Below are 22586 nucleotides of genomic sequence, written 5' to 3'. Positions count from 1 at the left end.
AACATAATATAGCAGCAATTAAATGGCATAAAACCTTATAATTGCTGCTCTTAAAGTTTGTTTGTATTATTGGATTTCTGATCCGGCAGACAAGTCAAGGGACTTCTTTTGTTTTTTCCATTCATGGAAACTGATAAACTTTTTGTCTTTTTCATCCCACAACCGGAATTTTAAAGAACGAAGACTGCTTGCCAGTGTGACAGTTGGCACATTTCTCAGGGGCTCGGTCTGGTTATGAACAAGCTCTAGATTGTAATTAGGAACCCTTGGACTTAAATGGTGCACATGATGATAGCCAATATTGCCAGTCAGCCATTGCATCCATTTAGGCAGGTGATAGTAGGAGCTTCCTTCTACAGCAGCCTTTACATAATCCCAATTTTCATCTTCCTCAAAGTAAGTATCTTCAAAAGTATGCTGCACATAAAATAACCAAACTCCAACAGAGCCAGAAATAAGAAAAATAGGCAGCTGTACAAGCAAGAAAGAGGACCAGCCAAGCGTACTGCCAAGGAGAATAACTAATAACACAATGGAAATATTAGTTGCGTACGTATTTAGCCGTTCTTTCCATCTAGCACCTTTACGGTTAAAGCGATTAGCTAAAAGGAATTCATAAATAGGTCCTAAGATAAACATAATGAATGGATTGCGATACAAACGATATTGTATCTTTACAAAAAAAGAGGCATTTTCATACTCATCAATCGTCATCATCCATAAATCACCGACACCACGCTTATCCAGGTTGCTGCTTGTTGCATGGTGAATAGAGTGGCTATGCTGCCATTTGCTGTAAGGAAATAAAGTCAGGATTCCTGTAATTGTCCCTAAAATCTTATTAGCCTTACGATTCTTAAAGAAAGAAAAGTGGCAGCAATCATGGAAAATGATAAAAATTCTTACCAAAAATCCTGCCGCAGCAATTGAAATGACAAAGGTTAAAATATAAGAAATACTCAAGCTTTTGTAGGCTAAGTACCAGAGTAAAACAAAGGGCAGAATAGTATTGGCAAGCTGCCAGATACTTGCTTTCATAGTGGATTTCTCAAAGGGCGCTACAGCCGTTCTCAATTGTTTTAAGTTTTTTATATTCATTATTAGATTCCCTTCTATTAATGGATATCTCCAGTATAATTATAAACCAAACATAATTGCAGACATACATGTCATATACGCTATATGACATTTGTCATATAGAAGGGTTTAGTAAGCTTTATGGTGAATAAGTTATCATCCAATCTAAAAGTTACGGCTGATAGAAGACATTGAAGAAGAAGTAAATGAATTTATTGAAGATTCTTATATATTAGCAATTTTTTCACTGATTAAGATAAGAATTAAACCAGTTATAAGTTAGACATTGAACTCATTATACTAATCAATACAAAAAATAGCAGTTTTCAGATTATTAAATTTGTAAACTGCTATTTTTCACAGATATATTTTTAAGTTTATTTTTTAGGTTTAAGACCTATAAATAGAAGATAAACACCACAAAAGAAAGGGGCTATTGCTAAAAAATTTTTTTCTAAAGCTTGGGCAACACCCAGAAACAGTAGAAAAACACCTAGTACTAATGCTCTGACTTTGGGGATTTTCAAAGCTTAACCTCCTTTTATAAGATTTTTTTGATAAAGCTATAAGCAGTGAAAAGATAAGATGCTAAAACAAAAATTACTGTAATAAAAGAAACAGAAATAATCGGATGTTCTATTAAAATAGTAATCATTTTTAGCTCTAAGGATAATAATTTTCCTAACCCACTTGTCAAAATGAAAAATATTACAGTTACTGTTGTACTAGCAATTTGAAATCCAAACTTAAAGTAAAGTGGATAGAAAATAGAAGTTAAAATATAGGTTAAACTTAAAGAAAGTAATATTATTTTAATATCCAGGATAGAAGGTATGTTAATATCCACTATACTTTTTAAAATAATAAGAATTACTGTAGTAGATATATAGGCATTTAACCACCATAAAATAATTATTAAGTATTTTGCATTTATAACTGAAAGCCTACTAACAGGTAAACTTAATATAAGTTTGTATTGATTGTTTTCACTTTGACCTGTATTAAAGGTTGGATAGATTGTCATTAAAAAAGCAAAAAAGGCAACACACAAACTAAATACAAGAGAATTAAATATACTACCAATAGTTACAAAATAAACTACTAATATTATTGGTAAAAAAAAACATACTTTTTTTGGATATAAATATCCTTTATAATCAAGTTCAGCATGTAATCCCTGCTTTCTAAATTAAGTTTATTGTTTCACTAGATAGTAGATTATTTCTTCGAGTGTAGGTTTTTGGATGGTTAGTTCGGTGTTTAATTTAAATTTATTAATTTCCTTACTTTCGAAAAATGCCTGAAATGCTAGTTCTGTTTCTTTCAACGAAATGGGGTTTGCAGATTTGACCAACTCTATAAGTTTTTTCGGTCCATTTATTAATGAATATTTTTCTAGTAATTCATTAGTTTTTTTACAAAAAATAATTTTCCCATCAAGAATGAATGTAATATAATCAGCAACTTGTTCTAAATCAGTAGTAATATGTGTAGAAAAGAATATGGATGTATCTGTATCCTGAATAACCTTTAATAATATATCCAAGAGTTCTTTTCTAAAGACTGGATCAAGGCCAGTAGTCGGTTCGTCCATAATGATAAGTTCCGCATGATGAGATAACGCTATAGCGAGTGCAAATTTCATTTTTGTTCCCTTTGATAAGTGTTTTACTGATTTTTTTAGTGGAACCCCAAACTCATGGATATATTGATGGAAAATATCATCATTCCAATGCTCATAAAATCTCGAAATAATATTTTTGTTTTTTTTCACACTTAAATCTTCAAAGTACACATCCTGATCATAGACAAACCCGATACGTTGCTTTAACTTTTTCAATTCCTTGCTTGTATCAATTTCAAAAAGCTTAATACTGCCGCTATCAATGTGGATTAAATCCATGATACATCGGATAGTAGTACTTTTCCCTGCACCGTTTGGCCCAACAAAACCCATAATAGTACCTTTGTTTAAAGTAAAACTTATTTCTTGCAAAGAAAAGTCCATTAAATTTTTACTCACTTTATTTAATTCTAAAATACTTTTCATTTTTGTCCTCCTTATAACACTGGAATCGCAATACCAGAAAGGGTAATAACTCTTTTTAACATTACGGAACAAAAAACGGGTCTTTTTCAGTTTGTACTCAAAGATCATTAAGTTCTAAATCTATTACTTTATTTACGAAATTAAGTCCTTCTTTTTGATGGGATATAGTTATCAATCTTGACCATTAATTAAGATGTGACCGGCTGTAGGTGAATTCAAACCTGTTAATAAATTTTATGAACGTGCTCTTTACCGGAACCATTTATTCCTCTTAGTAGAACTTTGTCTCCTCCTGAAATTTCAGAAGTGAAACTGTTTAAAATCAACACATTCTGTGTGTTATATGTAAAACTGACTTCATTTAAACTGAACCGGTTCATATAAAGTTTATCGGATTTTTTGAAGAAATATGTCGAAATTTGTCTAAAATTAATAAGTGTCATAATATGTACATATTTACCTTGTTTTTCCAAGTTTTGCACAATTTATACCTGCGTTACTCTAGTGTTAATTGACTAGGTCTAATACTTTAATAAAATTTTTATACTGATTTCGAGGTAACCCCAAAATTTTTTTGAATTTATTATAAATAATAAATGGTCAAGTGAATATGAATGGTTTTTTGTTTAATCGCGAAGTTGAGTAGTCAATTAGAAAAAGTGGATAAGATTATAGCCATCTGTATTACTTCCTATGAAAATACAAGGAGTCCTTCCATTAGAGCCTTATTATGGCGTGCAAAATTCACACACCATTCAAGAAACTTAAGGATACATTTAAAGTATTTTTCAGTTAAAGGAAATGGGTTTACAGGCAAGGTGCAGTACCTTTATTGGCATCTTTTGAATCTACGAGAGAAAATTACGATAAAAATGACTCAAGCTCTCTACTAAAGGTAGGTTCATTTTATAATTAGTACGTTAGGTAAGAAGTATGTATTTCAATAATAAACTAATACAAAGCAATAATTATTTATTGTAATACGATAAAATATATGGTAAATTCATTTTGTGAATTATTATAGCGAGGTGTTTTTAAATGAAACGAGGTTCCACTTCCTTTTTAAAGTTAGCTGTTTTTCTTTTAGGGATTCCAGTTTTAGCTCTAGGGATTTTAGGTTTAACTTGGTTGCCTTCACATACTGCAAATCCAGACTATGCTGAAGCTTTATATCCTATAGTTACTATAATGTATGCATCAGCAGCACCTTATTTTTATGCGTTGTTTCAAGCATTCCGACTTTTAAATTATATTGATCATAACCATGCATTTTCTGAAGAATCAGTGGTTGCTTTGAAATGGATAAAATACTGTGCCATTTCAATTAGTTGCTTGTATGTTATTATGCTGCCATTCGTATTTTTTGTAGCACAACTAGACGATGCTCCCGGACTTGTCCTTTTTGGTATGGTTCCTATTTTTGCAGCAATCGTCGTTGCAGTGTTTGCTGCTGTCCTTCAAAAGCTACTAAAAGAGGCAATTGTAATTAAAGATGAAAACGAGCATACGATTTGAGGTGTATAACATGGCAATTGTAATAAATATAGATGTGATGTTAGCGAAACGAAAAATGAGCGTGACAGAGCTCTCGGAGAAAGTCGGCATCACCATGGCGAACCTCTCCATCTTGAAAAACGGTAAAGCAAAAGCAATACGGATTGCTACTTTGGAAGCAATTTGTAAGGCTCTGGATTGCCAACCTGGAGACATTTTAGAGTACCGGCCAGATGATATTTAAAATTATATAGAGGTGAAAGTATGAAAGTCGTTGAGGAAAAAAGGGAGCATAGCTGCAATGGCAATCATGAGAATCCTCCGTTAGGATTGCAATTCATCTTCGATGGTTGTAGATTCTCCATTAAAGAAATGGATGATGTAAACAATATGATTATATGTGTATCAAAAACACAAGGAGTTACCTATTTTGGTTTTAAGGAACTAGAAGACTATTTAGATGAGGGCAAAGCAGCTTTTGTAATTGATAGGGAATAGGCTTAAGGCAAAGGGGACTATTGCTTATACTTGTTGAGGAGGGCTTTAGTTGTTAGCAACGTTAATAAGTGAAATCTGTTTTTATTTTTTTCATAAATTATTGCTAGTTAATACTTACTAGACTTGTTGAGAAGTATAAAAAAGGATTACTGTGCTGAATAAATAAAACCATTTAAAAAAATATAAAAGTACTATATAATCATTTGTGGGATAATATGGTTTTATATACTAAATTTAGAAATAGGTTCCCTTGGAATCTATTTCTTTTTAATTACGTGAATATTTAGGAGTGGGCAATGAAGAAATACATACTTAATTATTATTTATGGATTTTTATTTTATATTTGTGCTGTATGAAATTCATTCCATATCTGGTGTTATATCCGTTTTACTGGATGGGTGTTGGAATTGAGTCGACTACTTTTGATGGATATCTGGAAGTTAATAAACCAATTCAGTACTATATTACTTTTTTTAAACTACTAGCAATACTTTTTTGCATAATAGTTCTATATAGATGGTCAGGCTTGTTCGTTAAAAGACAGCTAGAAATTAAATGGGCTGATTTAGGATGGGCTATATTGTTGCTGTTTCTAAAATTTATTCTTACTGCACTGTTAATAGGGCTGCTTTTTCTATTAGGAAAAGATCCAGACTTCACAGTTCCTAAAAATCAACAGAAAGCAGAAGAGTTTATACAAATGACTGGCCTTTCTGTCATTACTATTATAATTTTGGCTCCAATTATCGAAGAATTCTTTTTTAGAAAGATTATTGTTGGGCATTTATTTTTTAGGCATAAATATATAGGTATTATTGTAAGCGGACTTCTATTTGGGGGCGTACATGTTATAGCAGGTTTCACCTTGCAGGCTTTTATTGCTTATACGGTGATGGGCTTGTTGTTTGGATTCGTTTACGTTAAGACAGGAAGATTGGAAACTTCTATAATTGCACATGGTGTAAATAATCTTATTGCATTATTAAAATTGATTTAGTGAAGGGGAATCACATGATAGGATCGACAGCAGTAGTATTAGTAATAGGGATAATAATGTTAGTAAAAGGTTTATGGAAAAAGCAAAAACGATGGATTGGACTTTCTCTCATACCTTTAGCAATGGTATTAATAGGAATTCTAACCTTATAGAATAATAGGTTCAACTTTAACAACTTGGAGGTAAACAATGTCTGTTGAAAATAGGTTAATTCAAGGGGAGAGTGAGTTTTTCTATGAACCTTTTTATATTCCTTATTTCTTAGTAGCTTTAGGGCTATTATATATACTGATTGTTTTTATCAGTTTCGCCAAAGTGAAGTATAACTGGATAGGAAAAAGCTTGCTGGGAATTTCTATTTTTACGTATTTGTTAGTTGGTGCATACATGATGGGATCTGGTTATTATTCTGACGGCTATAATTCTGATATATACATATTTTTTAGGGTTTGGTTTTCTTGAGCTGAACCTGTTGGCGTATCCATACATTTTCCTTGCCCTTGCTGCAGGGATAGGGAAAAAGGGTAATTAGGACAATTGTCTTTTCAGGATGGACGGTATATAATTGTTATGTTTTTATATCTATTAATCTAGAAAGAAGCGTTTTTAAGTTGAAAAATCTGTTTGTTTTCTTTTCGATTCTTTTTATTATCTTCTCAAATGGCGATCATCCTAAGGGAGGATACAAGGAAGAACGGAAGCCTCGATCTAAAGAGGAAACAACCCTATGATGTGAGAAACGGAAGAGCAATGCTCTTCCGTTTTTTCATTAATGAACCAATGTTAATACAAATCCGTCATATCCTTTTTCTCCTACTGTCTGGATACCAACAGAATCAACTCGTTCATCTTCTGCAAGGATGTCGATAAATTTCCTGACTCCAATTACTTTTTCATCGGAGCTGTTCTTATTTATCACTTCTCCGTCGCGAACCACATTATCGGAAACAATCACTGCGCCTTTTGCAGCCAATTGGATTGCCCATTTTATATAGTGGGGATTATTTGGTTTGTCTGCATCGATGAAAATAAAATCAAACTCACCGAAGCCTGTGTTTTGTAATGTAGGCAATGTGTTTAGTGCGTCACCTTCAATAATAGTAACTTTATCTGTTAATCCTGCTGAGTTTATATTTTCTTGAGCTGTTGTTACATGGTTGGGGTCTGTTTCTAGGGTGACTAGTTTGCCGTCTTGGGGGAGTGTGCGGGCCAGCCAAATGGTGCTGTAGCCGCCGAGAGTGCCGATTTCTAAAATGTTTTTGGCTCCTTTAAGCTGTGCGAGCATGGCGAGAAATTTTCCTTGTGTTGGAGTGACATCAATTTCGGGAAGTCCATTCTTTTGATTATTGTCTCTAACATACTCCAATTCTTTACTTTCTGGCTGAAGCCGCTCCGTAAAATAGTGGTCAACGGAACTCCAAGTTTTATCAATTTTCATTGTAACCAACTCCTTTTGGATTATATATCCATTGTAAGTTATAATTTTACATAAATAAAATATATGTTTTTTATATTTATATAAATAAAACTTATAAGGAGGAGTTAAAATGAACCTTCACGGATTAAGGCTGTTTCATCATGTAGCTAGTGTTGGCAGCTTTACTAAAGCTGCTGAAATTCTGCGGATCAGTCAGCCAGCTGTTTCTAGCCAAATAAAGCAATTTGAAAGTGAACTAGGAATTCCTTTGTTTCATAAGAATGGAAAAAAGTTTACGATAACCCCGTTTGGAGAAACGTTAGCGCAAAAAGCAGCGTTGTTTTTTGCTCATGAAAAACAACTAGAACAATTTGTGCAAGACTATAAAACAGCGAAAAAAGGACGGCTTCACATTGCTGCAACCTATCTGCCTGCTAACTTCTTAATCCCGCAATGGGCAGCAGCATTCAAAGCAGATAATGAAGAGGTAGAGATTAGTATTACGACGAGAAATTCACAGGATGCTTTTGGTGAATTGATTCATTATAAGGCGGATATAGCCATGTATGCAGGCGGAAGGGAAGAGCAAATGGAGGAAGTAGAGTTGCGGGAGCTTTTTCAGGATGAGATTTGGTTCGTCGTTTCCCCGCAGCATAGGCTTGCGAACTGTACGGTATCACTTGAGGATGTTATGAAAGAGCCTTTTATCATGAGAGAAGCAGGGAGCTCAACAAGGGAAAGACTCTTTTCCTTATGTCAAACACATCGGGTAACGCCGCCAAAAATTGCTTTGCAGTTTACAGGCTTAAATGAGGCTGTCCGTTCTGTTATGACAGGCTATGGCGTTAACTTTGTGTCCTCGCTAGTTGTTAAGGAGTATGTGAAGACAGGACAGCTTGCGAGGGTGTTTGTTGAAGTAGCGCCAATAAAGAATATTATTGCCATTTGTACACGCAAAGGCGAGAATCTTCCTCCCGTAGTAAAGGAATTTATTCGCATATGTATGGAAAGCAGCAAGCACAATGATGCAAAAAAATAGATGTAGGTATGAAGAGACGCGAAGAAAGTCTCAATTTAAAATAGGGACAAGCAGTAGTGAATAGCCAGGGAAGGGAACTGGCAATACTGTAAACAAAGCTAATAACCCCTCCAAAATACAAATCCCAATAAAATTTGCAGCACTCCTAAAAAGCCTAATAAAGTTCAAATAGAATAGGAATATTTTCGCCAATTAATTAATATATTTAATTCTGATAAGGATATTATGTGGTTTTTCCTTTTTGTGGTATTGAAAGGGGGGATGTGTTGCAGGAAAAAATAAAGCTTAGCCCGAGTCGTCTATTCGCACTTACGCCAAGGAAACTTTAGGACACTCTTCGTTGTCACGGAGGTGATTTAAACATGAAGAAGGTGCTTCTGTCCATTTCTAATTTTCTCTACGGCGGGTTTGTATTGACTGCCATGTTTGAAAATTTTAAGCGGATTCGCGATGGGTTTGTAGACGGAACTGTTTCATTCTCCAAAACGCCAATTTTGGATATGGTTCAATTCTTAATGGACGACTGGGCATACAAGTGGTTAGCAATCTGGGCTGTTGTTGGGCTTATCCTTTATTTTCTGCACGCCAATACAGAAAGAAAGAAAAAAGCCGAAGCCGCAGACAAGGAACGCTTATTTCGTTGGTTAGACGAATACCGAAATAAACAAAATAAAAAAAGCAAATAACCAATTATTTCTTTAACGCACATTCGCGCCAACGAATGTGCTTTGCTTTTTATATACTATGATACTCTTAATAAAAAATGACTGATTAAACTCAATAAGTTCAAGCATAGATTTTGCTTGTCTAAAGTAAAGCATAACTTATCAAAAGGGCTCTGAACAAGCGATATAGTTAGTTTTCCCAAGCTGAACAAAGAATATTCAGCTCGGAATCTTTAAAAAAATCTTTGAAAATATGAATCTAGAATTTTTTTATATCCATATATTGGATGTAAATGCTAAAATGGTAAGTACAGATTAAAATAATATTCGTTTGGGAGGGAGTTTATGCCATAGTAATGTTAACAAAGCTAGTATTTATTACGAACTTGTTGAAGTGGCATTCCTTTTTTATGATTCATGGATTTCTCCAGATTATTAACGCATAGAAGGGTTTACGAAGCCTGTATTCGCGCGCAAACAGACGGGTGGGTGTCATCCTTTGCTTGCTTGGGACTGGAGTTAACAATTGCATAATATGAAATCAATTGTTCTGAGGAAATGCTTGTTACGGTTTTAGTATCTGAGAGGAAGCTTTGTAAAACTGGATCCCAGCAGGACATTATTTACAAAAAACCTATACGGAAATTTTCACAAGTATTATCGAGAATATGGCTTAATAAAATGAGGGAATCCCAGGAAGGAGTTTAAATACAATGGATAAACAAGAATATAAAAGATTGGCAGCTGAACAAGAAGATTGGGCACCAGGGTGGGATGCTATTGATGCTGTATTTGAGAACCTGTATCCCAATCAGGAACCCTCGCATTTTGGTACAGACCTGCACGCAAGAGCGATTTTTGGCGGTGATCAATATTTGGACGGTTATAGTATTTACGAATCGTCTCATGGATACAAACATATCGTTACATACGGCATGACAGAGCTGTATACAGACACAGAGGCCTTTGGAGGGGAGTGGAGTAAATGGGGCTATGAAATGACGATGAAATTAAACGAAGACACTCTTGATGATTGTATGTGGTCACTTGATATGCTCTCCAATCTAGCTCGCTATACATTTACACAACAGCGTTTTTTTGAACCGCTCCAATATATTGCTGGGAATGGAACTTCCATTCATATCGGAGTAGAATCCGATATTACAGCATTATTAGTCGTACAAGACACAGAAGCGGTTGGGATGGACACTGTTCATGGCAGGGCGGATTTTCTTCAATTGGTGGGAATAACTGAAAAAGAATTAGAGGTACTGAAAGAGGATCATGCGAGAGCAGCTGAGCTTGTTGCAAAAATGAAGCGAGACAATCCCCACTTAGTAACAGATATGAAAAGGAAGCACTCTTATTTATGATAACAAGCTGTCTAACAGGCAGCTTGTTTCTGATGAAAGAGGAAAAAATTTCAAGAAGTCCTTTATAAAATAGTGAAAGCTGATATAATGGCATTATAACGGAGGAAGATTTTTGTTAATATATTTTGTGAAATAAATCACATAAACTAGAGGTAGTGTTATGAAACATAAACCAATATATGTAGAGCTTCCAATTAAAGCCGACCTAAAAGAGGTATGGAAGAAAACACAAACACCTGAACTGCATGAGCAATGGGATATTCGGTTTTCTTCCATTTCATATTTGCCGAAAGATACCGAAGAAGAACCGCAGTTCTTTCTATATGAAAGGAAAATTGGCTTTGGTGTAAAAGTGGCAGGGTGGGGAAAAAGCGTTGGGGATCATAATAAACAGGACGGTACAAGAACATCCTCCCTTCATTTTGGTACAAACCAAAAAATTTCTCCCATTAAGGAAGGAAAGGGATACTGGCAATACCTACCCACCGATGAAGGGATGATATTCTTAACACAATATGATTATGAAATACGTCAAAAAGGACTGTTTGGAAGGATGGTTGATTTCTTTTTTCGACCGCTAATTGGCTGGGGGACTGCCTTAAGTTTTGACGTATTAAAGCGGTGGCTCGAAAAGGGAGAATTGCCAAGGCTCCAATACTTACGGTTTTGCTGCAGTGCACTTATTACAGCACTATTCTTTCTAGTTTGGGTTTATCAAGGTCTAGTGCCAAAGCTATTAGCGATGCATTCTGCAGAGCTGACAATACTATCCCACTTAACTTCTATCGAAGGAGAAAAGGTTCGACTGCTATTGCGGCTCATTGGAGCTGCTGAAATAATGTTTGGTGTAGTTTGGCTAGTATACCGCAAAAAGACTGTATTGCATGCACTTCAATTAATTATTTTCCCTATATTAACAATGTCTGCAGTGATTGCAGACCCGTCGATTATGACACATCCCTTTAACCCGCTAACATTTAACTTGAGTCTGTGGATTTTATCATTTGTAGGTTTTCAGCTTGGAAAAGATTTGCCGACAGCTGCTAACTGTATCCGTACTAGAAGGAAGGGTTAGTCAATGATTTATAAAGAAATTTTAGGTGAAGAGTTCAACAGGCTGCATCCAAAACTGCAAGAACGCTATTCGATTTCACTACAACATCCGTTTCATGGCAGGGGAACAATGCTGTCCATCATCAGCGGAAAAAGCTGGCTCAAGCCCTTTTTAAAATTGGCCGTGCGTTGGAAGTTTCTTTTCCCAGAAGAGGGAAGCAATATTCCATTTACGATACGAAACACTGCAAAACAGCTTCCAAATGGAGAACAAGAAATCTATTGGGAGCGGACCTTTTATTTTCAACATGTTACTAGACAATTTAACGCGTTTATGACGATTGATGCAAAACGAAGGATTGTAAAAGATTATTTAGGAGAACCGAACTTGTTTTACTCTGATTTAAAATTCATTGTTACCCAAGAGGGGAGCTTACAGATTCAATCTGGAGCTCAGCGCCTTCTGCTTGGAAAATGGGAAATTCCTATACCTAAGCTTTTTGAAGGAAAAGTAACGGTTATGGAGGGGTATGATGATATCAACGACGTTTATACGATTCAAGTTCGTATCCACAATCCGATTATAGGAAGGTTGATGGCTTATGAAGGCGGGTTCACATCTGAACAGCTCTAACACTTTAATAGTTGGTGGAGTTATTTTATTTCTGACAAACTGTTTTTTGACAACTGAGCCGTATATTTTGTTATTGACTGCAGCACAGCAAATCCTTGTACCAATGACACTTCAGTTGATAATGGAACTAAACAAGAAGCAGATTATTTTTATCTGGACAGGGCTTTTTTCTGTACTTTTACTGCAAGTTATCACTATACATACTGGACAAATGATATTATCTATAATTTACTTACTATTTACGCTTACAGTAGCATTGTCAGGTCTACGTCGTTTTTTAAAACGCGGTTTTGTAAACTGGGCGGAGATTTCAATTGATATAGGAATGATGTATCTGTTTATGGGGGGAATTTGGTTTTTCATTCATATAAACGGGATTAATACTGGTTTTAGTCACATGCTCAACTGGCTGACAGCAATACACTTTCATTATTCTGCATTTATACTGCCAGTATCGATCGGTTTATTTGGCCGAATTCATACATCCAAACTTTATAATATCCTCGTGCCGATAATATTAGCTGCACCTATGTTAGTAGCTGTCGGTATTACGTTTTGGCCGCTGCTTGAATTTATATCTGTTATTTTCTATATTTTTGGCATTTATGGATTAATTTATTTAGCGATGAAAACAAAATTCCCTGCCTTTCTGCAAGGATTACTCATTCGTATTTCTTATAGCTCACTTGGTGTTACTATTCTATTTTCTCTTATCTATTCAGTAGGGCGAGCCTTTGGAAAGTGGTATGTGACATTGGATTTTATGCTCATTTTTCATGGTTTAGTGAACTGCCTGTTATTTGGACTGCTAGGAATAATTGGCTGGGCAATTCACCTGCCGAAAACGAAACAGCCTGCTTGGAGCTTTCCAGTCAGCAACATAAGGGGACAATTAACCCCAGAAAATACAGCCAAGTCTGGGCTCGTCGATGATTTAAGCATGTTTGTGGACATAAGAAGATTACCGCCGATGATTGTTGATTTTTATGAGCATACAGACAAATACCGGTTGTTTGCAGCAGTCCATTGGGCAGGCTGGTTCAAGCCGCTACTATTAATCTATAAGCCTGTCAGTAGATTAATTCAGCAGTTAAATCTTCCTGTATCGAAACAAGTAGTGGAAATGAATGGGACAATTCTAAGCGTAAATGAAGCTTTAGATGGCAGAAACTCTCCGAGGGCATGGATACGTAAAGTCAATGGCCGTACTGTTTTCACTGCTATATACTCCAGCCATAAAACGCAAGGAAGAGCCTATATGAATATAGCGCTCCCTCTTCCGTTCTCAACCATGATAGGCATATTAAAGCTCGATTGCATTACAGACACTCTTGAGTTATCAAGCACAGGGGGCGAAGATCCGGGTATATATTTGGCAATTGGTACATGGCTGTTTAGGCTACCGCTATCTGAAAACTTTGTAATTGAACAAACAACAAAAAGAGAACTTACAGCGATTCATAAAATGAAGCTGTTTGGTGTTCCTTTTTTGAAAATCGATTATCGGATTATAACGAGAGATGAAGCTAAACAAATAAACTAGTTAAAGAGGCTAAAACTACTAGCCTCTTTTTTATATGCTTTTAAAAAGCTTGTCATCTTACAAGAATTTCTTAGTTGACAGCAAATGAATAATACCATAAAATGATGAAATACTTTATTAAAAGTACTCAAATTTGAGTACTTCAATTTTTATAAGGGGATGTAATCTATGAAATTTAAGCAATTTTTAAAAACAAGGGGAGCAATTGCCGCAATATTCATGGGGATTTTCTATGCGATTGCGATGCTTGGTATCTTTTTGCCAGGGTATTCAGCAATCCCAGGAAATGTAGATAAATTGCCGATTGCTATTGTTAATGAAGATGCCGGCGAATATGGTGCACAGATTGCAAGTCAGCTAGAGGAAAATCTGCCATTTAAAGAAATTGAAACAGACTTGTCTAACAGTCAGGCATTAGAGGACTTAGAGAAAAATGACTTAGCATTAGTTGTTCATATACCAGAAACATTCTCTGCTGATTTACAAAAAGGGGAAGTTTCATCAAGCATTGATTTCACAATTAATGAAGCAGGAGCAACAACTGTATCGTCAACGATGAACTCAGTAGTTACTCAAATCAATAATCAACTAAGCACACAATTCTCTCAGCAAACAGCTCAAGGAGTACTAATGAACTTTAATGTTCCAGAAGACCAGGCAGCAGAATTAGCGAATAAAATCGAAACAGCTTATACAGGGAATGTTGTCTCGATAAATGAAATTCCAGACGGGATGAACAATAATATGCTGCCGATGTTTTTAACAATGGCAGGCTATGTTGGGGCAATGATTGGTGCGATGCAGCTTGTAGCTGCTTTTAAAGCGAGCCGTGGTAAAGCAAGCAAAACGAGGTTATTTGCTTATGTACAATCTACTGCATTATTAATTGCCGTAGTTTCTTCACTAGTCGCAGCAGGAATCGCTTATTTAGTGAACCAGCCTAGCGGTGACTTATTCTTTGGTTTATTAGGACAACAAATTTTAAACTATATGGTTTGCTTCAACTTCACAGCGATTTTAATTTTCTTAGTAGGAGAAGGCGGGATGATTCTCAACTTGCCAATTCTTTTAGTCCAAACACTAGCAAATGGTGCCACAATACCACGTGACATGATGTACTTGCCATATGAATGGATGAGTCATATTTCACCAATGTATTACTCAGTGCAGGCATACTTTGCAAATATGTATGGAAGCATCAGTCCAAGTCCATATATTTGGTCAATGGCAGTAATTGGGGCAGCAGCAATGCTAATTAATATTGCTATCGTCGCATTTGTTCACAAACCTGTACCACTTGAAGCTCAAGAAACAGAAGCAGCATCAAAAAATGGGGCTGAAATTACAGCTTAAGTTTGCTAGAATAAGGATAATTAGCCTTTAAGGAGCTTAAATAATGTCCATTCAAATATTTATCTTAAGCAGATTGATGGAGGGTAATAATTATCCTTATAAAATCAAAAAACAGCTGTCAGCACCTATTCCCCTTGATCAGCTTGTCGGATTGACAGAAAGCAAGCTTTACTATCATTTCGAATCGCTGGTTAAGCAAGGATTAATTGAGATAGTTGAAATTATTAAAGAGGAACACAGACCAGATAAACAAGTCTTCGGTATAACAGATAAAGGTCGGGAAGAATTGCCGAAGAAAATTTACAAGCTCTTTGAAAATGCCGATGCCATTACCGATATGCTTGTAGGTTTATCGAATTTGAAATACGTAGAACGAGATAAAATCATTTCGATTTTAGAAAAGAAGCTCGTCAGCTTCACAACGCGCTGGGAAGAAATTAAGACATTTGATAATGTCGAGTTCTACCCAGATAAAGAAAAACTGTTGAATTTTATCAGCGGATATTACTCAACAAGAACAGAACACACCATTCATTGGATGGAAGAGCTTATCAACAGGTTAAAGAACGAGGAAATATAAGGGGACAAGCCGGAATTTGCTTCTGGCTTGTTTTTTTGTTGGCTGTGCTATTCATGTTGAATAGTACTAGTGTTAGAGTTTTTAAGAAAAATGGAGATGACTGCAAGAATAAAGAAAGGAATAGCAGTGATTCCGTATGCAGCACCTTCAAAGCCTCTTATACACTTAAAGCCGATGAAGAACAAAATAATGGATAGAACAGACCCTATAATACCGATGATAGTAGCCGCTGATGGTTTTAATACGATACTCCATATGGGTGAAGTTGAAGTTATACTTGGAATGGATATTTTTAAAACAGGTGATGTAGAATTAAATATTCAAGAAACAATGGACCAAATTATGCCGATGATGGTTCCTGCCCTTTTAGTTGGTGTCATTTACTGGTTGTTAGGCAAAAAATACTTCAACTCTACTAGAGCGATTCTGTCTATTATTGTTTTAGCAATTATTTTGAAAGCTTTAGGTATAATGTAAGTGATGTGGTCAAGCAATTTAGGAGGAATAAAAGGTGAAAGAAGTGATTAAGGAGTTTTGTGCTGAGAACTTAACGAATATTCCTGCTGCTATTAAAGCGGGAGCAAAGAGGATTGAGCTTTGTGATAACTTAGCTGTTGGCGGGACTACTCCTTCTTATGGGGTAATTAAAAAAACGGTTGAGCTCGCTCATCATGCTGGTGTTAAGGTTATGACAATGATCAGACCTCGAGGTGGGAATTTTGAATATAGTAGTGCAGAGGAAGAGATGATGGCTGCTGATATTCAAGTCTGTTTGCAACTTGGTTCGGATGGAGTCGTTTTTGGCTGTTTGAAGAATGGTTGGATTGATGAAGAGTTGACTGCTCGTTTAATTGATTTATCAGCAGGTATGGAAATTACTTTTCATATGGCATTTGATGAACTGGCAGAAGAGGACCAATTTAGAGCTATTGATTGGCTTGCGGCAAGAAAGGTTGCTAGAATTTTGACACATGGCGGCAGCCCTGAACAAACAATAGAAGAAAACTTTCCTCATCTTAAAAAGTTAATCGAATATGCAGCAAATCGAATCATCATTTTACCAGGTGCAGGCATAAATTATCAAAACGTAGAAGGTGTATTAGACGCTTTGCAGGTGGAAGAAGTACACGGAACGAAAATAGTAAAACTATGATCCTCATTTCTAAGGGAAGAGAACCGGTTGTTTAAGCACCTAACTCATAAGTATAAGCCTTCATTCTAGAGCTGCCATGTGCAGCTTTTTTATTTAACTAGAATTGTAAGAATTTTATAAATTTACGGTGTAAAAGTTGAATTTTTTTCATCTATCCAGTATGATGATAATGAGAATGAAAATTATTATCAATTAGAGGAGGATGTTTCCTTTGTCTATATGGAATAACGCAGTTGAAGTCAGAAAGGCTTTTATTATAGATCAATTATTAAACATCGGTATTTATAAGAAAGAAAATGTCCAGCTATATGAGCTTAGTCTTAGTGAATTGGAAAATGAGTATATGATACATATGGGGAGGAAGAAGCGGTGAGAAAGAAGACCTTTAAAGAACTAGTGAATGAAAATAAAAAATGATTTTAGAGGATCGTAAATCAGTGGAGCTAATTTATAAGAAGATTGACGATAAGCATATGCAGCCTCAGCCTCAAAAATGAAATAAAGCCGATAATTTTCATATTTGAAATTATCGGCTTTTCTGTTTAACATTTTGGCAGGCTTACTGTGAATTTACTGCCTTCATTTATTTCACTTTCGACAGAGATGTCACCGCGGCAAAGCTGGATAATCCTCTTTACAAGTGATAATCCAAGTCCATTTCCTAGCTTTGAATGAGAGATGTCACCTTGATAAAATTTATCGAAAAGGCGTGCTTTCGTTTCTTCGTCCATGCCGACTCCTTCGTCTTGAATGGAGAACTCGATTTTGTCCGCCTTGATAGCCAGCATAACATGTATAAAGCTGCCGTTATGGGAGAACTTAATGGCGTTATCAAGCAGGTTAACCCAAATCTGCTGTGTTAAATCTTCGTTGCCGCAATATGTTACTTCATCCAATTCCACATTTATGCTGATGTCTTTACTAGACCATTTTGGTTCCATTAAAACGATAGCTTTTCTTATTTGTTCATCCAGTCTAAACGGCTCTTTATCAGAAATAATTTCGAGATTTTCATATTTAGACAATGTAAGAACATTCGTAGACAAAGCTGCTAACCGCTCTGATTCGGTCATGATAATATCAAGGTATTCTTGCCGCTCCTCTTCGGGCAAATTATTTTCTTTCAAGAGCTTGGCAAAGCCGCGAATGGATACAATCGGGGTTTTGAACTCATGAGAGAAATTATTGACGAAATCACTTCTCAAAGTTTCGATACTGGAAAGCTCATAGGTCATTTTATTGAAGCTTTGTGACAGTTCCTCTAATTCACCAATCCCTTTTAAATTAACCTTTACGGAGAAATCACCGCCAGCAACCTTATGGGTCGCATCAATGACCTTCCGGATTGGATTTAATGCTTTTTTACTGAGAAAAGCAGTTAGGGAGGTTCCAAGGAGGATGCAAAACCCTACAAATCCAAAGAAAGGAAGTGCTTTTGTCATATCACTATGTTTTACATAGCCGATATAGTTTAAAAAAATCGTAATCGCCAATGCTATAACAAACGTTGCTAAAAATACGAAAAAGACAAAAATTACTAATGTAATCGCAAGGCTTAACCGTTTCGTGAAAAAATCCTTCATGCTTTTTTCACTGCCTTGTAGCCAAGGCCCCTTACGGTGATAATATCAAACTCTGTCCATTCCTTAAACCTGTCCCTCAGGCGGTTAATATGTACATTAAGAGTGCGGTCATCTGTGTCTGACTCCATTCCCCAAATTTCATCCATCAGCTGCATGCGAGTGAAAATCATATTCGGATAGGACAACAGCTTAAATAAAAGATAAAACTCCTTAGGTGGCAGTGTGATTACTTCAGCCCTTCTGGAAACGGTCAATGCATCATAATCAAGAATAACCTCTCCGACTGCGAGCTTATGTTCACTCGCAATTTGTGCTCTTCTAAGCAAGGCTTTAATGCGGAGAATCATCTCCTCCTCATCAACTGGCTTTGTCATATAATCATCTGTGCCGGCAAGAAACCCTTGCTTTTTATCGTTTGGCTCCTGCTTTGCTGTTACCATTAAAATCGGCAAATGCTCCCATGCAGCTCTAAGCTGTTTTGTTAATTCATAACCGTCCATATTTGGCATCATTAAATCAAGCACCACTAAATCAACATGCTGTTTATCCATAAAGCGAAGTGCTGCAATGCCATCTTCTGCAGCGTATGCGTCAAACCCATACTGCTTAAGTACAGCACACATCAGCTTTCTTGTATTTTGGTCATCTTCTACAACTAATATTTTAAACATAACCTTAGCGCCTCCATATCACTATTATGACATAAATAATTTTAACGAAGAAATGTAAACTGAAAATCAATTTATTCCTACACTAAGTTTATATTGAGTTTACTTTCCAAGGATATAGTAGAAACACAAATAAAATAATGTATATAAACAGGGGGAAAGTGTAAGTGTTTTATTCCATATTATTCAGTTATTATGAGGTAAGCGGGGAAGAAGAACGGCTGATTGAGGAGCATAAGCTGCATATAACAGATAATAAAGAGAGTTTAGAGGCATTATTGAAGCAGCTTAATTATCACTTTATTGGAAATGATGACTTATGGGGGTTTCGCAGCAATAATTTTATGGGCATTGCCGAAATTATTTCCTTTACAGAGAAGGAGTAATCTGTAAAGGAATGGCAAAAATCTTTTTTATTTTATATTGACACTTATGGAAATATAGCTTATTATTATCTTGTGTTCAAGATAATTTAATTCGAAATATTTTTTTAAATTAATATCTCGAATTCGAGATATTTTAAGACTTCCTGGATTTTAACATAAAAGCCTAAAAACCAATAAATTGTGGAAGGCGGAAAAAGACAATGTTGAAAACATTAGGTATTCACCATATAACAGCAATGGTAAATGATGCTCAAAGGAATATAGATTTTTATGCAGGCGTGCTCGGTTTAAGACTTATTAAGAAAACAGTCAATTTTGACAGACCAGAGGTTTATCATCTTTATTTCGGCAATGAGACAGGAGACCCTGGTACAGTTATTACGTTTTTTCCTTGGGAACAGCAGCTCAAAGGCAGAATAGGAACAGGTCAAGTCGGTGTCACTAAATATATTATTCCAACCGGGTCAAGTGCCTTTTGGGAAAATCGGTTAAGCAGCTTCGAAGTCGAATTCACTTCATTTGTACTCTTTGGAGAGAAAACAATCAAGTTCAGTGATCCAGATGGACTGCAGCTGGAGCTTGTCGAAAGAAGTGAAGGACCAGTAAATACTTGGAGTACTGATGAAATAGCAACTGAAAATGCAATAAAGGGCTTTGGCGGAGCGGTGTTATATTCTGCTCAGCCTCATAAAACAAAGGCAGTGCTTGAAGATATATTAGGCTTAGAATTCGTCGGCCAGCAGGAAGAAATTCTAAGATTCAGATCAGCAGGGGACCTTGGGAATATTATTGATATTCAGCTCCATCCATCTATACGCGGTTTAATGGGTGCAGGTACAGTTCATCATATTGCTTGGAGAGCGAAGGATGAAGCAGAACTGTTAGAATGGAGAGCTCTACTAGAGGAAAAGGGCTATTACCCAACAGAATTACGGGACCGTAATTACTTTAAAGCATTGTATTTTCATGAAGAAGGCGGCATTCTTTTTGAAATAGCAACAAATCCGCCAGGCTTTACAGCAGATGAACCTATTGACACGCTCGGAAGCAAGCTGATGCTGCCAGAATGGCTGGAAGCTAAAAGAGAAGAATTGGAACAGACATTACCAAAAATAGAGATACGTTCTTTAGGAGGAGATAAATAATGAAGCATATATTTAATAAAGGAACCAGTCCTGAAAGACCAACATTATTAATGCTGCATGGCACTGGAGGAACAGAATTAGATTTGCTTCCGCTTGCCGGTTTAATGGATGATCAGGCATCTGTATTAAGTGTTCGTGGAAATGTATCGGAAAATGGCATGCCAAGATTCTTCCGAAGACTGGCAGAAGGTGTTTTTGATGAAGAAGATTTAGTATTCAGAACAAATGAATTGAATGCATTTCTGGATGAGGCAGCAGTTAAATATGGGTTCGACCGCCAAAATATTGTCGCAATCGGCTACTCTAACGGAGCTAATATTGCAGCAAGCTTATTATTTCACTATAAAGACGCATTAAAAGGTGCTATTCTTCATCATCCGATGGTGCCAAGAAGAGGCATTGATTTGCCAGATCTCTCGGGGAAATCTGTCTTCATCACAGCTGGAACGAATGATCCAATCTGCTCCCCATTGGAGTCTGGTGAACTCGAGTCACTGCTGCAAAAAGCAAATGCCGACGTTGAAATGCATTGGGAAAGCCGCGGCCATTCCTTGACAGCAACAGAAGCAGAGGCTGCATCTCGCTGGTATAAAAAAGTCTTTTAAGCGTTTTTCCCGAATTAAGTCTGATAAGTCATCTTATCGGACTTTTTTTCGTGTATGAAAAGCTTAAAATAGTTAAATTAATACAACAAATGATGCAAACAGCAGAATATCGATTATAATAATAGATAACTTATAAAGATTAGATGGTGATTTTGTTGAAACAAAGAAAACGGAGGATTACTTTGCAAGATGTTGCTAAACATGCCGGTGTTTCGACTTCGACTGCTTCTTTAGTCATTCGCAACAATCCTCGAATTTCAGATGCTACTCGAAAAAAAGTATTAGATTCTATTGAAGAACTAGGATATGTATACGATCGAGTCGCAGCTAAATTAAGGTCACAAAGCTCTAAAATTATAGGAGTGATAGTGACGGATATATCGAATAAATTTATTTCCGAATTTTTAATAGGTGTTCAACAAACACTTGAGAAGATGGATTATACCGTATTACTGGGAACAACCTTTGATTCTGTGTTAAAACAAGAACGGTTAATTTCTACTATGGTTGAACATAGAGTGGATGGTCTGATTATTAATCCAGCATCAAAAAGCAACAAAAGCACAGTAAGTCAATTGAATCATTTAGAATTGCCAGTCGTGCTTGCAAACAGAGAAGTAGATCATGCGAATTGTGATTATGTTGGGATTGATTACATAAAGGGAACTTTCCTTGCTGTAGAGCATCTTTTAAAAAAGGGACATAAGCGGATTGCTTTTCTTGGAGGCATAAAGATGTCAACCACATGGAAAGACCGGATGAAAGGCTTTCAGGAAGCACATTCTATGGCTGGTTTAGAAGTGGATAAATCACTCATAATCGATGGTCTGCCGACGAGTGAAGGCGGCGTTCAAACAGTTTTAGAGGTGCTTAAAAACCCCGATCCGCCAACAGCTATTTTTTGTTTTAGTGATCTTGTTGCATTTGGTGTACTGCAAGGTTTAGGAATGAAGGGAATGACTCCAGGCAAAGATATTGATATTGTAGGCTTTGATAACATTCCTGAAGCGGAAATATATCATCCTCCGTTAACAACAGTCTCCTCCTTTCCTCGTACGATAGGAGTTAAAGCGGCGACGATTTTATATAATAAACTGGAACAGGACGATCCAATTCAACAACGAATTATCTTAAATCCAGAACTAGTTATTAGAGAAACATCTACATAATACTAATGAAGATAATGAAGCGGAGTATCCAAATTAAAGTTTTTTGCTGCTTTGTTATCTTCTGCATCCTCATATAGTGCGGTTTGGAGCTAGTTTCACACTT

28 protein-coding genes are annotated in these 22586 nt (G+C 36.1%); 20 read left to right on the top strand and 8 right to left on the bottom strand.

What is annotated here, in order from left to right; all coding sequences use genetic code 11:
• Positions 1-66: 66 nt before the first annotated feature.
• The 4 genes from desA to ACLIJJ_RS15050 all read right to left on the bottom strand — a co-directional run bounded on the left by desA (position 67) and on the right by ACLIJJ_RS15050 (position 3127).
• The gene (gene desA, locus ACLIJJ_RS15065; RefSeq protein WP_411411195.1) at positions 67-1098 is read right to left on the bottom strand and encodes a Delta(5) desaturase DesA; all 1032 of its coding nucleotides are present in this window, start codon (positions 1096-1098) and stop codon (positions 67-69) included.
• Between the two features lie 356 nt (positions 1099-1454).
• The gene (locus tag ACLIJJ_RS15060) at positions 1455-1604 is read right to left on the bottom strand and encodes a hypothetical protein (RefSeq protein ID WP_341081368.1); all 150 of its coding nucleotides are present in this window, start codon (positions 1602-1604) and stop codon (positions 1455-1457) included.
• A gap of 14 nt (positions 1605-1618) precedes the next feature.
• The gene (locus ACLIJJ_RS15055) at positions 1619-2152 is read right to left on the bottom strand and encodes an ABC-2 transporter permease (protein WP_237944153.1); all 534 of its coding nucleotides are present in this window, start codon (positions 2150-2152) and stop codon (positions 1619-1621) included.
• A 120-nt stretch (positions 2153-2272) separates the two neighbouring features.
• A complete protein-coding gene (locus ACLIJJ_RS15050) occupies positions 2273-3127 on the bottom strand; it encodes an ABC transporter ATP-binding protein (protein WP_411411194.1) in 855 nt (284 codons plus the stop codon).
• 1038 nt (positions 3128-4165) lie between these two features.
• Between ACLIJJ_RS15050 and ACLIJJ_RS15045 the strand changes: the two genes are divergently transcribed.
• The 5 genes from ACLIJJ_RS15045 to ACLIJJ_RS15025 all read left to right on the top strand — a co-directional run bounded on the left by ACLIJJ_RS15045 (position 4166) and on the right by ACLIJJ_RS15025 (position 6579).
• Complete coding sequence (locus ACLIJJ_RS15045; protein WP_341081363.1) at positions 4166-4642, top strand: DUF2975 domain-containing protein; 477 nt, start codon at positions 4166-4168, stop codon at positions 4640-4642.
• A gap of 10 nt (positions 4643-4652) precedes the next feature.
• Complete coding sequence (locus tag ACLIJJ_RS15040; protein ID WP_237942998.1) at positions 4653-4865, top strand: helix-turn-helix domain-containing protein; 213 nt, start codon at positions 4653-4655, stop codon at positions 4863-4865.
• 20 nt (positions 4866-4885) lie between these two features.
• Positions 4886-5119, top strand: coding sequence for a hypothetical protein (locus ACLIJJ_RS15035; RefSeq protein WP_251647451.1), 234 nt, complete (start codon positions 4886-4888; stop codon positions 5117-5119).
• A gap of 296 nt (positions 5120-5415) precedes the next feature.
• On the top strand, positions 5416-6117 hold the full coding sequence (locus ACLIJJ_RS15030; RefSeq protein WP_411411193.1) for a CPBP family intramembrane glutamic endopeptidase: 702 nt from the start codon (positions 5416-5418) through the stop codon (positions 6115-6117).
• 189 nt (positions 6118-6306) lie between these two features.
• Positions 6307-6579 carry a hypothetical protein gene (locus tag ACLIJJ_RS15025; protein WP_411411192.1) on the top strand — a complete coding sequence of 91 codons (273 nt, stop codon included), beginning with the start codon at positions 6307-6309 and terminating at the stop codon, positions 6577-6579.
• A gap of 307 nt (positions 6580-6886) precedes the next feature.
• On the opposite strand, the gene ACLIJJ_RS15020 is transcribed toward ACLIJJ_RS15025, so the two are convergent.
• Positions 6887-7555: an O-methyltransferase gene (locus tag ACLIJJ_RS15020; RefSeq protein WP_237942990.1), complete on the bottom strand. Its 669-nt coding sequence runs from the start codon at positions 7553-7555 to the stop codon at positions 6887-6889.
• 109 nt (positions 7556-7664) lie between these two features.
• Between ACLIJJ_RS15020 and ACLIJJ_RS15015 the strand changes: the two genes are divergently transcribed.
• The 8 genes from ACLIJJ_RS15015 to ACLIJJ_RS14980 all read left to right on the top strand — a co-directional run bounded on the left by ACLIJJ_RS15015 (position 7665) and on the right by ACLIJJ_RS14980 (position 15774).
• Entirely contained in the window at positions 7665-8573 is a 909-nt protein-coding gene (locus ACLIJJ_RS15015; protein WP_411411191.1) for a LysR family transcriptional regulator, read from the top strand.
• A 362-nt stretch (positions 8574-8935) separates the two neighbouring features.
• Positions 8936-9259, top strand: a complete 324-nt coding sequence (locus ACLIJJ_RS15010; protein ID WP_233314998.1) for a hypothetical protein — start codon at positions 8936-8938, stop codon at positions 9257-9259.
• Between the two features lie 692 nt (positions 9260-9951).
• Positions 9952-10611 carry a suppressor of fused domain protein gene (locus ACLIJJ_RS15005; RefSeq protein ID WP_233314999.1) on the top strand — a complete coding sequence of 220 codons (660 nt, stop codon included), beginning with the start codon at positions 9952-9954 and terminating at the stop codon, positions 10609-10611.
• Positions 10612-10771: 160 nt separating this feature from the next.
• Complete coding sequence (locus ACLIJJ_RS15000) at positions 10772-11686, top strand: DoxX-like family protein (RefSeq protein ID WP_237942986.1); 915 nt, start codon at positions 10772-10774, stop codon at positions 11684-11686.
• Between the two features lie 3 nt (positions 11687-11689).
• Positions 11690-12298 carry a DUF4166 domain-containing protein gene (locus tag ACLIJJ_RS14995; protein ID WP_233315001.1) on the top strand — a complete coding sequence of 203 codons (609 nt, stop codon included), beginning with the start codon at positions 11690-11692 and terminating at the stop codon, positions 12296-12298.
• A complete protein-coding gene (locus ACLIJJ_RS14990) occupies positions 12267-13841 on the top strand; it encodes a YndJ family protein (RefSeq protein WP_233315002.1) in 1575 nt (524 codons plus the stop codon). Before ACLIJJ_RS14995 ends, ACLIJJ_RS14990 begins: the two co-directional genes overlap by 32 nt.
• Positions 13842-14009: 168 nt before the next feature.
• Entirely contained in the window at positions 14010-15194 is a 1185-nt protein-coding gene (locus tag ACLIJJ_RS14985) for a YhgE/Pip domain-containing protein (protein WP_233315003.1), read from the top strand.
• Between the two features lie 43 nt (positions 15195-15237).
• On the top strand, positions 15238-15774 hold the full coding sequence (locus ACLIJJ_RS14980; RefSeq protein ID WP_411228887.1) for a PadR family transcriptional regulator: 537 nt from the start codon (positions 15238-15240) through the stop codon (positions 15772-15774).
• A 47-nt stretch (positions 15775-15821) separates the two neighbouring features.
• Here the strand turns inward: ACLIJJ_RS14980 and ACLIJJ_RS26940 are convergent, their stop codons facing one another.
• Positions 15822-15959, bottom strand: coding sequence for a hypothetical protein (locus ACLIJJ_RS26940; protein ID WP_489685868.1), 138 nt, complete (start codon positions 15957-15959; stop codon positions 15822-15824).
• Here ACLIJJ_RS26940 and ACLIJJ_RS14975 point away from each other — a divergent pair.
• The 3 genes from ACLIJJ_RS14975 to ACLIJJ_RS14965 all read left to right on the top strand — a co-directional run bounded on the left by ACLIJJ_RS14975 (position 15949) and on the right by ACLIJJ_RS14965 (position 17300).
• Positions 15949-16251, top strand: coding sequence for a PTS system mannose/fructose/sorbose family transporter subunit IID (locus ACLIJJ_RS14975; RefSeq protein WP_489685867.1), 303 nt, complete (start codon positions 15949-15951; stop codon positions 16249-16251). The two genes, ACLIJJ_RS26940 and ACLIJJ_RS14975, sit on opposite strands and share 11 nt — an antisense overlap.
• 34 nt (positions 16252-16285) lie before the next feature.
• Positions 16286-16927 (top strand): copper homeostasis protein CutC, encoded by a 642-nt coding sequence (locus tag ACLIJJ_RS14970; protein WP_411411189.1) that lies wholly within the window; start codon positions 16286-16288, stop codon positions 16925-16927.
• A 211-nt stretch (positions 16928-17138) separates the two neighbouring features.
• Positions 17139-17300 (top strand): Fur-regulated basic protein FbpA, encoded by a 162-nt coding sequence (locus ACLIJJ_RS14965; RefSeq protein ID WP_233315006.1) that lies wholly within the window; start codon positions 17139-17141, stop codon positions 17298-17300.
• A 169-nt stretch (positions 17301-17469) separates the two neighbouring features.
• On the opposite strand, the gene ACLIJJ_RS14960 is transcribed toward ACLIJJ_RS14965, so the two are convergent.
• Together ACLIJJ_RS14960 and ACLIJJ_RS14955 are read right to left on the bottom strand one after the other, a co-directional pair.
• Positions 17470-18510 (bottom strand): HAMP domain-containing sensor histidine kinase, encoded by a 1041-nt coding sequence (locus ACLIJJ_RS14960; RefSeq protein ID WP_233315008.1) that lies wholly within the window; start codon positions 18508-18510, stop codon positions 17470-17472.
• The gene (locus tag ACLIJJ_RS14955) at positions 18507-19181 is read right to left on the bottom strand and encodes a response regulator transcription factor (protein ID WP_233315009.1); all 675 of its coding nucleotides are present in this window, start codon (positions 19179-19181) and stop codon (positions 18507-18509) included. Before ACLIJJ_RS14955 ends, ACLIJJ_RS14960 begins: the two co-directional genes overlap by 4 nt.
• Before the next feature lie 164 nt (positions 19182-19345).
• On the opposite strand from ACLIJJ_RS14955, the gene ACLIJJ_RS14950 reads away from it, so the two are divergent.
• The 4 genes from ACLIJJ_RS14950 to ACLIJJ_RS14935 all read left to right on the top strand — a co-directional run bounded on the left by ACLIJJ_RS14950 (position 19346) and on the right by ACLIJJ_RS14935 (position 22483).
• The gene (locus ACLIJJ_RS14950; RefSeq protein WP_411411188.1) at positions 19346-19564 is read left to right on the top strand and encodes a hypothetical protein; all 219 of its coding nucleotides are present in this window, start codon (positions 19346-19348) and stop codon (positions 19562-19564) included.
• 200 nt (positions 19565-19764) lie between these two features.
• Positions 19765-20709: a ring-cleaving dioxygenase gene (locus ACLIJJ_RS14945; RefSeq protein WP_233315011.1), complete on the top strand. Its 945-nt coding sequence runs from the start codon at positions 19765-19767 to the stop codon at positions 20707-20709.
• Complete coding sequence (locus ACLIJJ_RS14940; protein WP_233315012.1) at positions 20709-21314, top strand: alpha/beta hydrolase; 606 nt, start codon at positions 20709-20711, stop codon at positions 21312-21314. Before ACLIJJ_RS14945 ends, ACLIJJ_RS14940 begins: the two co-directional genes overlap by 1 nt.
• 152 nt (positions 21315-21466) lie before the next feature.
• A complete protein-coding gene (locus ACLIJJ_RS14935) occupies positions 21467-22483 on the top strand; it encodes a LacI family DNA-binding transcriptional regulator (RefSeq protein ID WP_233315013.1) in 1017 nt (338 codons plus the stop codon).
• The last annotated feature ends 103 nt before the right edge of the window (positions 22484-22586 follow it).

Origin of the sequence: Niallia laureatilytica (assembly GCF_046613985.1) — a bacterium.
Classification (GTDB): Bacteria; Bacillota; Bacilli; order Bacillales; family Cytobacillaceae; genus Niallia.
This window is presented reverse-complemented; position numbering and strand designations above follow the sequence as displayed.

Bases quoted from the DNA above. Each gene is read 5' to 3' on its own strand.
- desA (WP_411411195.1), bottom strand. From the start codon at position 1,098: ATGAATATAAAAAACTTAAAACAATTGAGAACGGCTGTAGCGCCCTTT.
- ACLIJJ_RS15050 (WP_411411194.1), bottom strand. From the start codon at position 3,127: ATGAAAAGTATTTTAGAATTAAATAAAGTGAGTAAAAATTTAATGGAC.
- ACLIJJ_RS15045 (WP_341081363.1), top strand. From the start codon at position 4,166: ATGAAACGAGGTTCCACTTCCTTTTTAAAGTTAGCTGTTTTTCTTTTA.
- ACLIJJ_RS15040 (WP_237942998.1), top strand. From the start codon at position 4,653: ATGGCAATTGTAATAAATATAGATGTGATGTTAGCGAAACGAAAAATG.
- ACLIJJ_RS15035 (WP_251647451.1), top strand. From the start codon at position 4,886: ATGAAAGTCGTTGAGGAAAAAAGGGAGCATAGCTGCAATGGCAATCAT.
- ACLIJJ_RS15030 (WP_411411193.1), top strand. From the start codon at position 5,416: ATGAAGAAATACATACTTAATTATTATTTATGGATTTTTATTTTATAT.
- ACLIJJ_RS15025 (WP_411411192.1), top strand. From the start codon at position 6,307: ATGTCTGTTGAAAATAGGTTAATTCAAGGGGAGAGTGAGTTTTTCTAT.
- ACLIJJ_RS15020 (WP_237942990.1), bottom strand. From the start codon at position 7,555: ATGAAAATTGATAAAACTTGGAGTTCCGTTGACCACTATTTTACGGAG.
- ACLIJJ_RS15015 (WP_411411191.1), top strand. From the start codon at position 7,665: ATGAACCTTCACGGATTAAGGCTGTTTCATCATGTAGCTAGTGTTGGC.
- ACLIJJ_RS15010 (WP_233314998.1), top strand. From the start codon at position 8,936: ATGAAGAAGGTGCTTCTGTCCATTTCTAATTTTCTCTACGGCGGGTTT.
- ACLIJJ_RS15005 (WP_233314999.1), top strand. From the start codon at position 9,952: ATGGATAAACAAGAATATAAAAGATTGGCAGCTGAACAAGAAGATTGG.
- ACLIJJ_RS15000 (WP_237942986.1), top strand. From the start codon at position 10,772: ATGAAACATAAACCAATATATGTAGAGCTTCCAATTAAAGCCGACCTA.
- ACLIJJ_RS14995 (WP_233315001.1), top strand. From the start codon at position 11,690: ATGATTTATAAAGAAATTTTAGGTGAAGAGTTCAACAGGCTGCATCCA.
- ACLIJJ_RS14990 (WP_233315002.1), top strand. From the start codon at position 12,267: ATGAAGGCGGGTTCACATCTGAACAGCTCTAACACTTTAATAGTTGGT.
- ACLIJJ_RS14985 (WP_233315003.1), top strand. From the start codon at position 14,010: ATGAAATTTAAGCAATTTTTAAAAACAAGGGGAGCAATTGCCGCAATA.
- ACLIJJ_RS14980 (WP_411228887.1), top strand. From the start codon at position 15,238: ATGTCCATTCAAATATTTATCTTAAGCAGATTGATGGAGGGTAATAAT.
- ACLIJJ_RS14975 (WP_489685867.1), top strand. From the start codon at position 15,949: ATGAAGAACAAAATAATGGATAGAACAGACCCTATAATACCGATGATA.
- ACLIJJ_RS14960 (WP_233315008.1), bottom strand. From the start codon at position 18,510: ATGAAGGATTTTTTCACGAAACGGTTAAGCCTTGCGATTACATTAGTA.
- ACLIJJ_RS14955 (WP_233315009.1), bottom strand. From the start codon at position 19,181: ATGTTTAAAATATTAGTTGTAGAAGATGACCAAAATACAAGAAAGCTG.
- ACLIJJ_RS14945 (WP_233315011.1), top strand. From the start codon at position 19,765: ATGTTGAAAACATTAGGTATTCACCATATAACAGCAATGGTAAATGAT.
- ACLIJJ_RS14940 (WP_233315012.1), top strand. From the start codon at position 20,709: ATGAAGCATATATTTAATAAAGGAACCAGTCCTGAAAGACCAACATTA.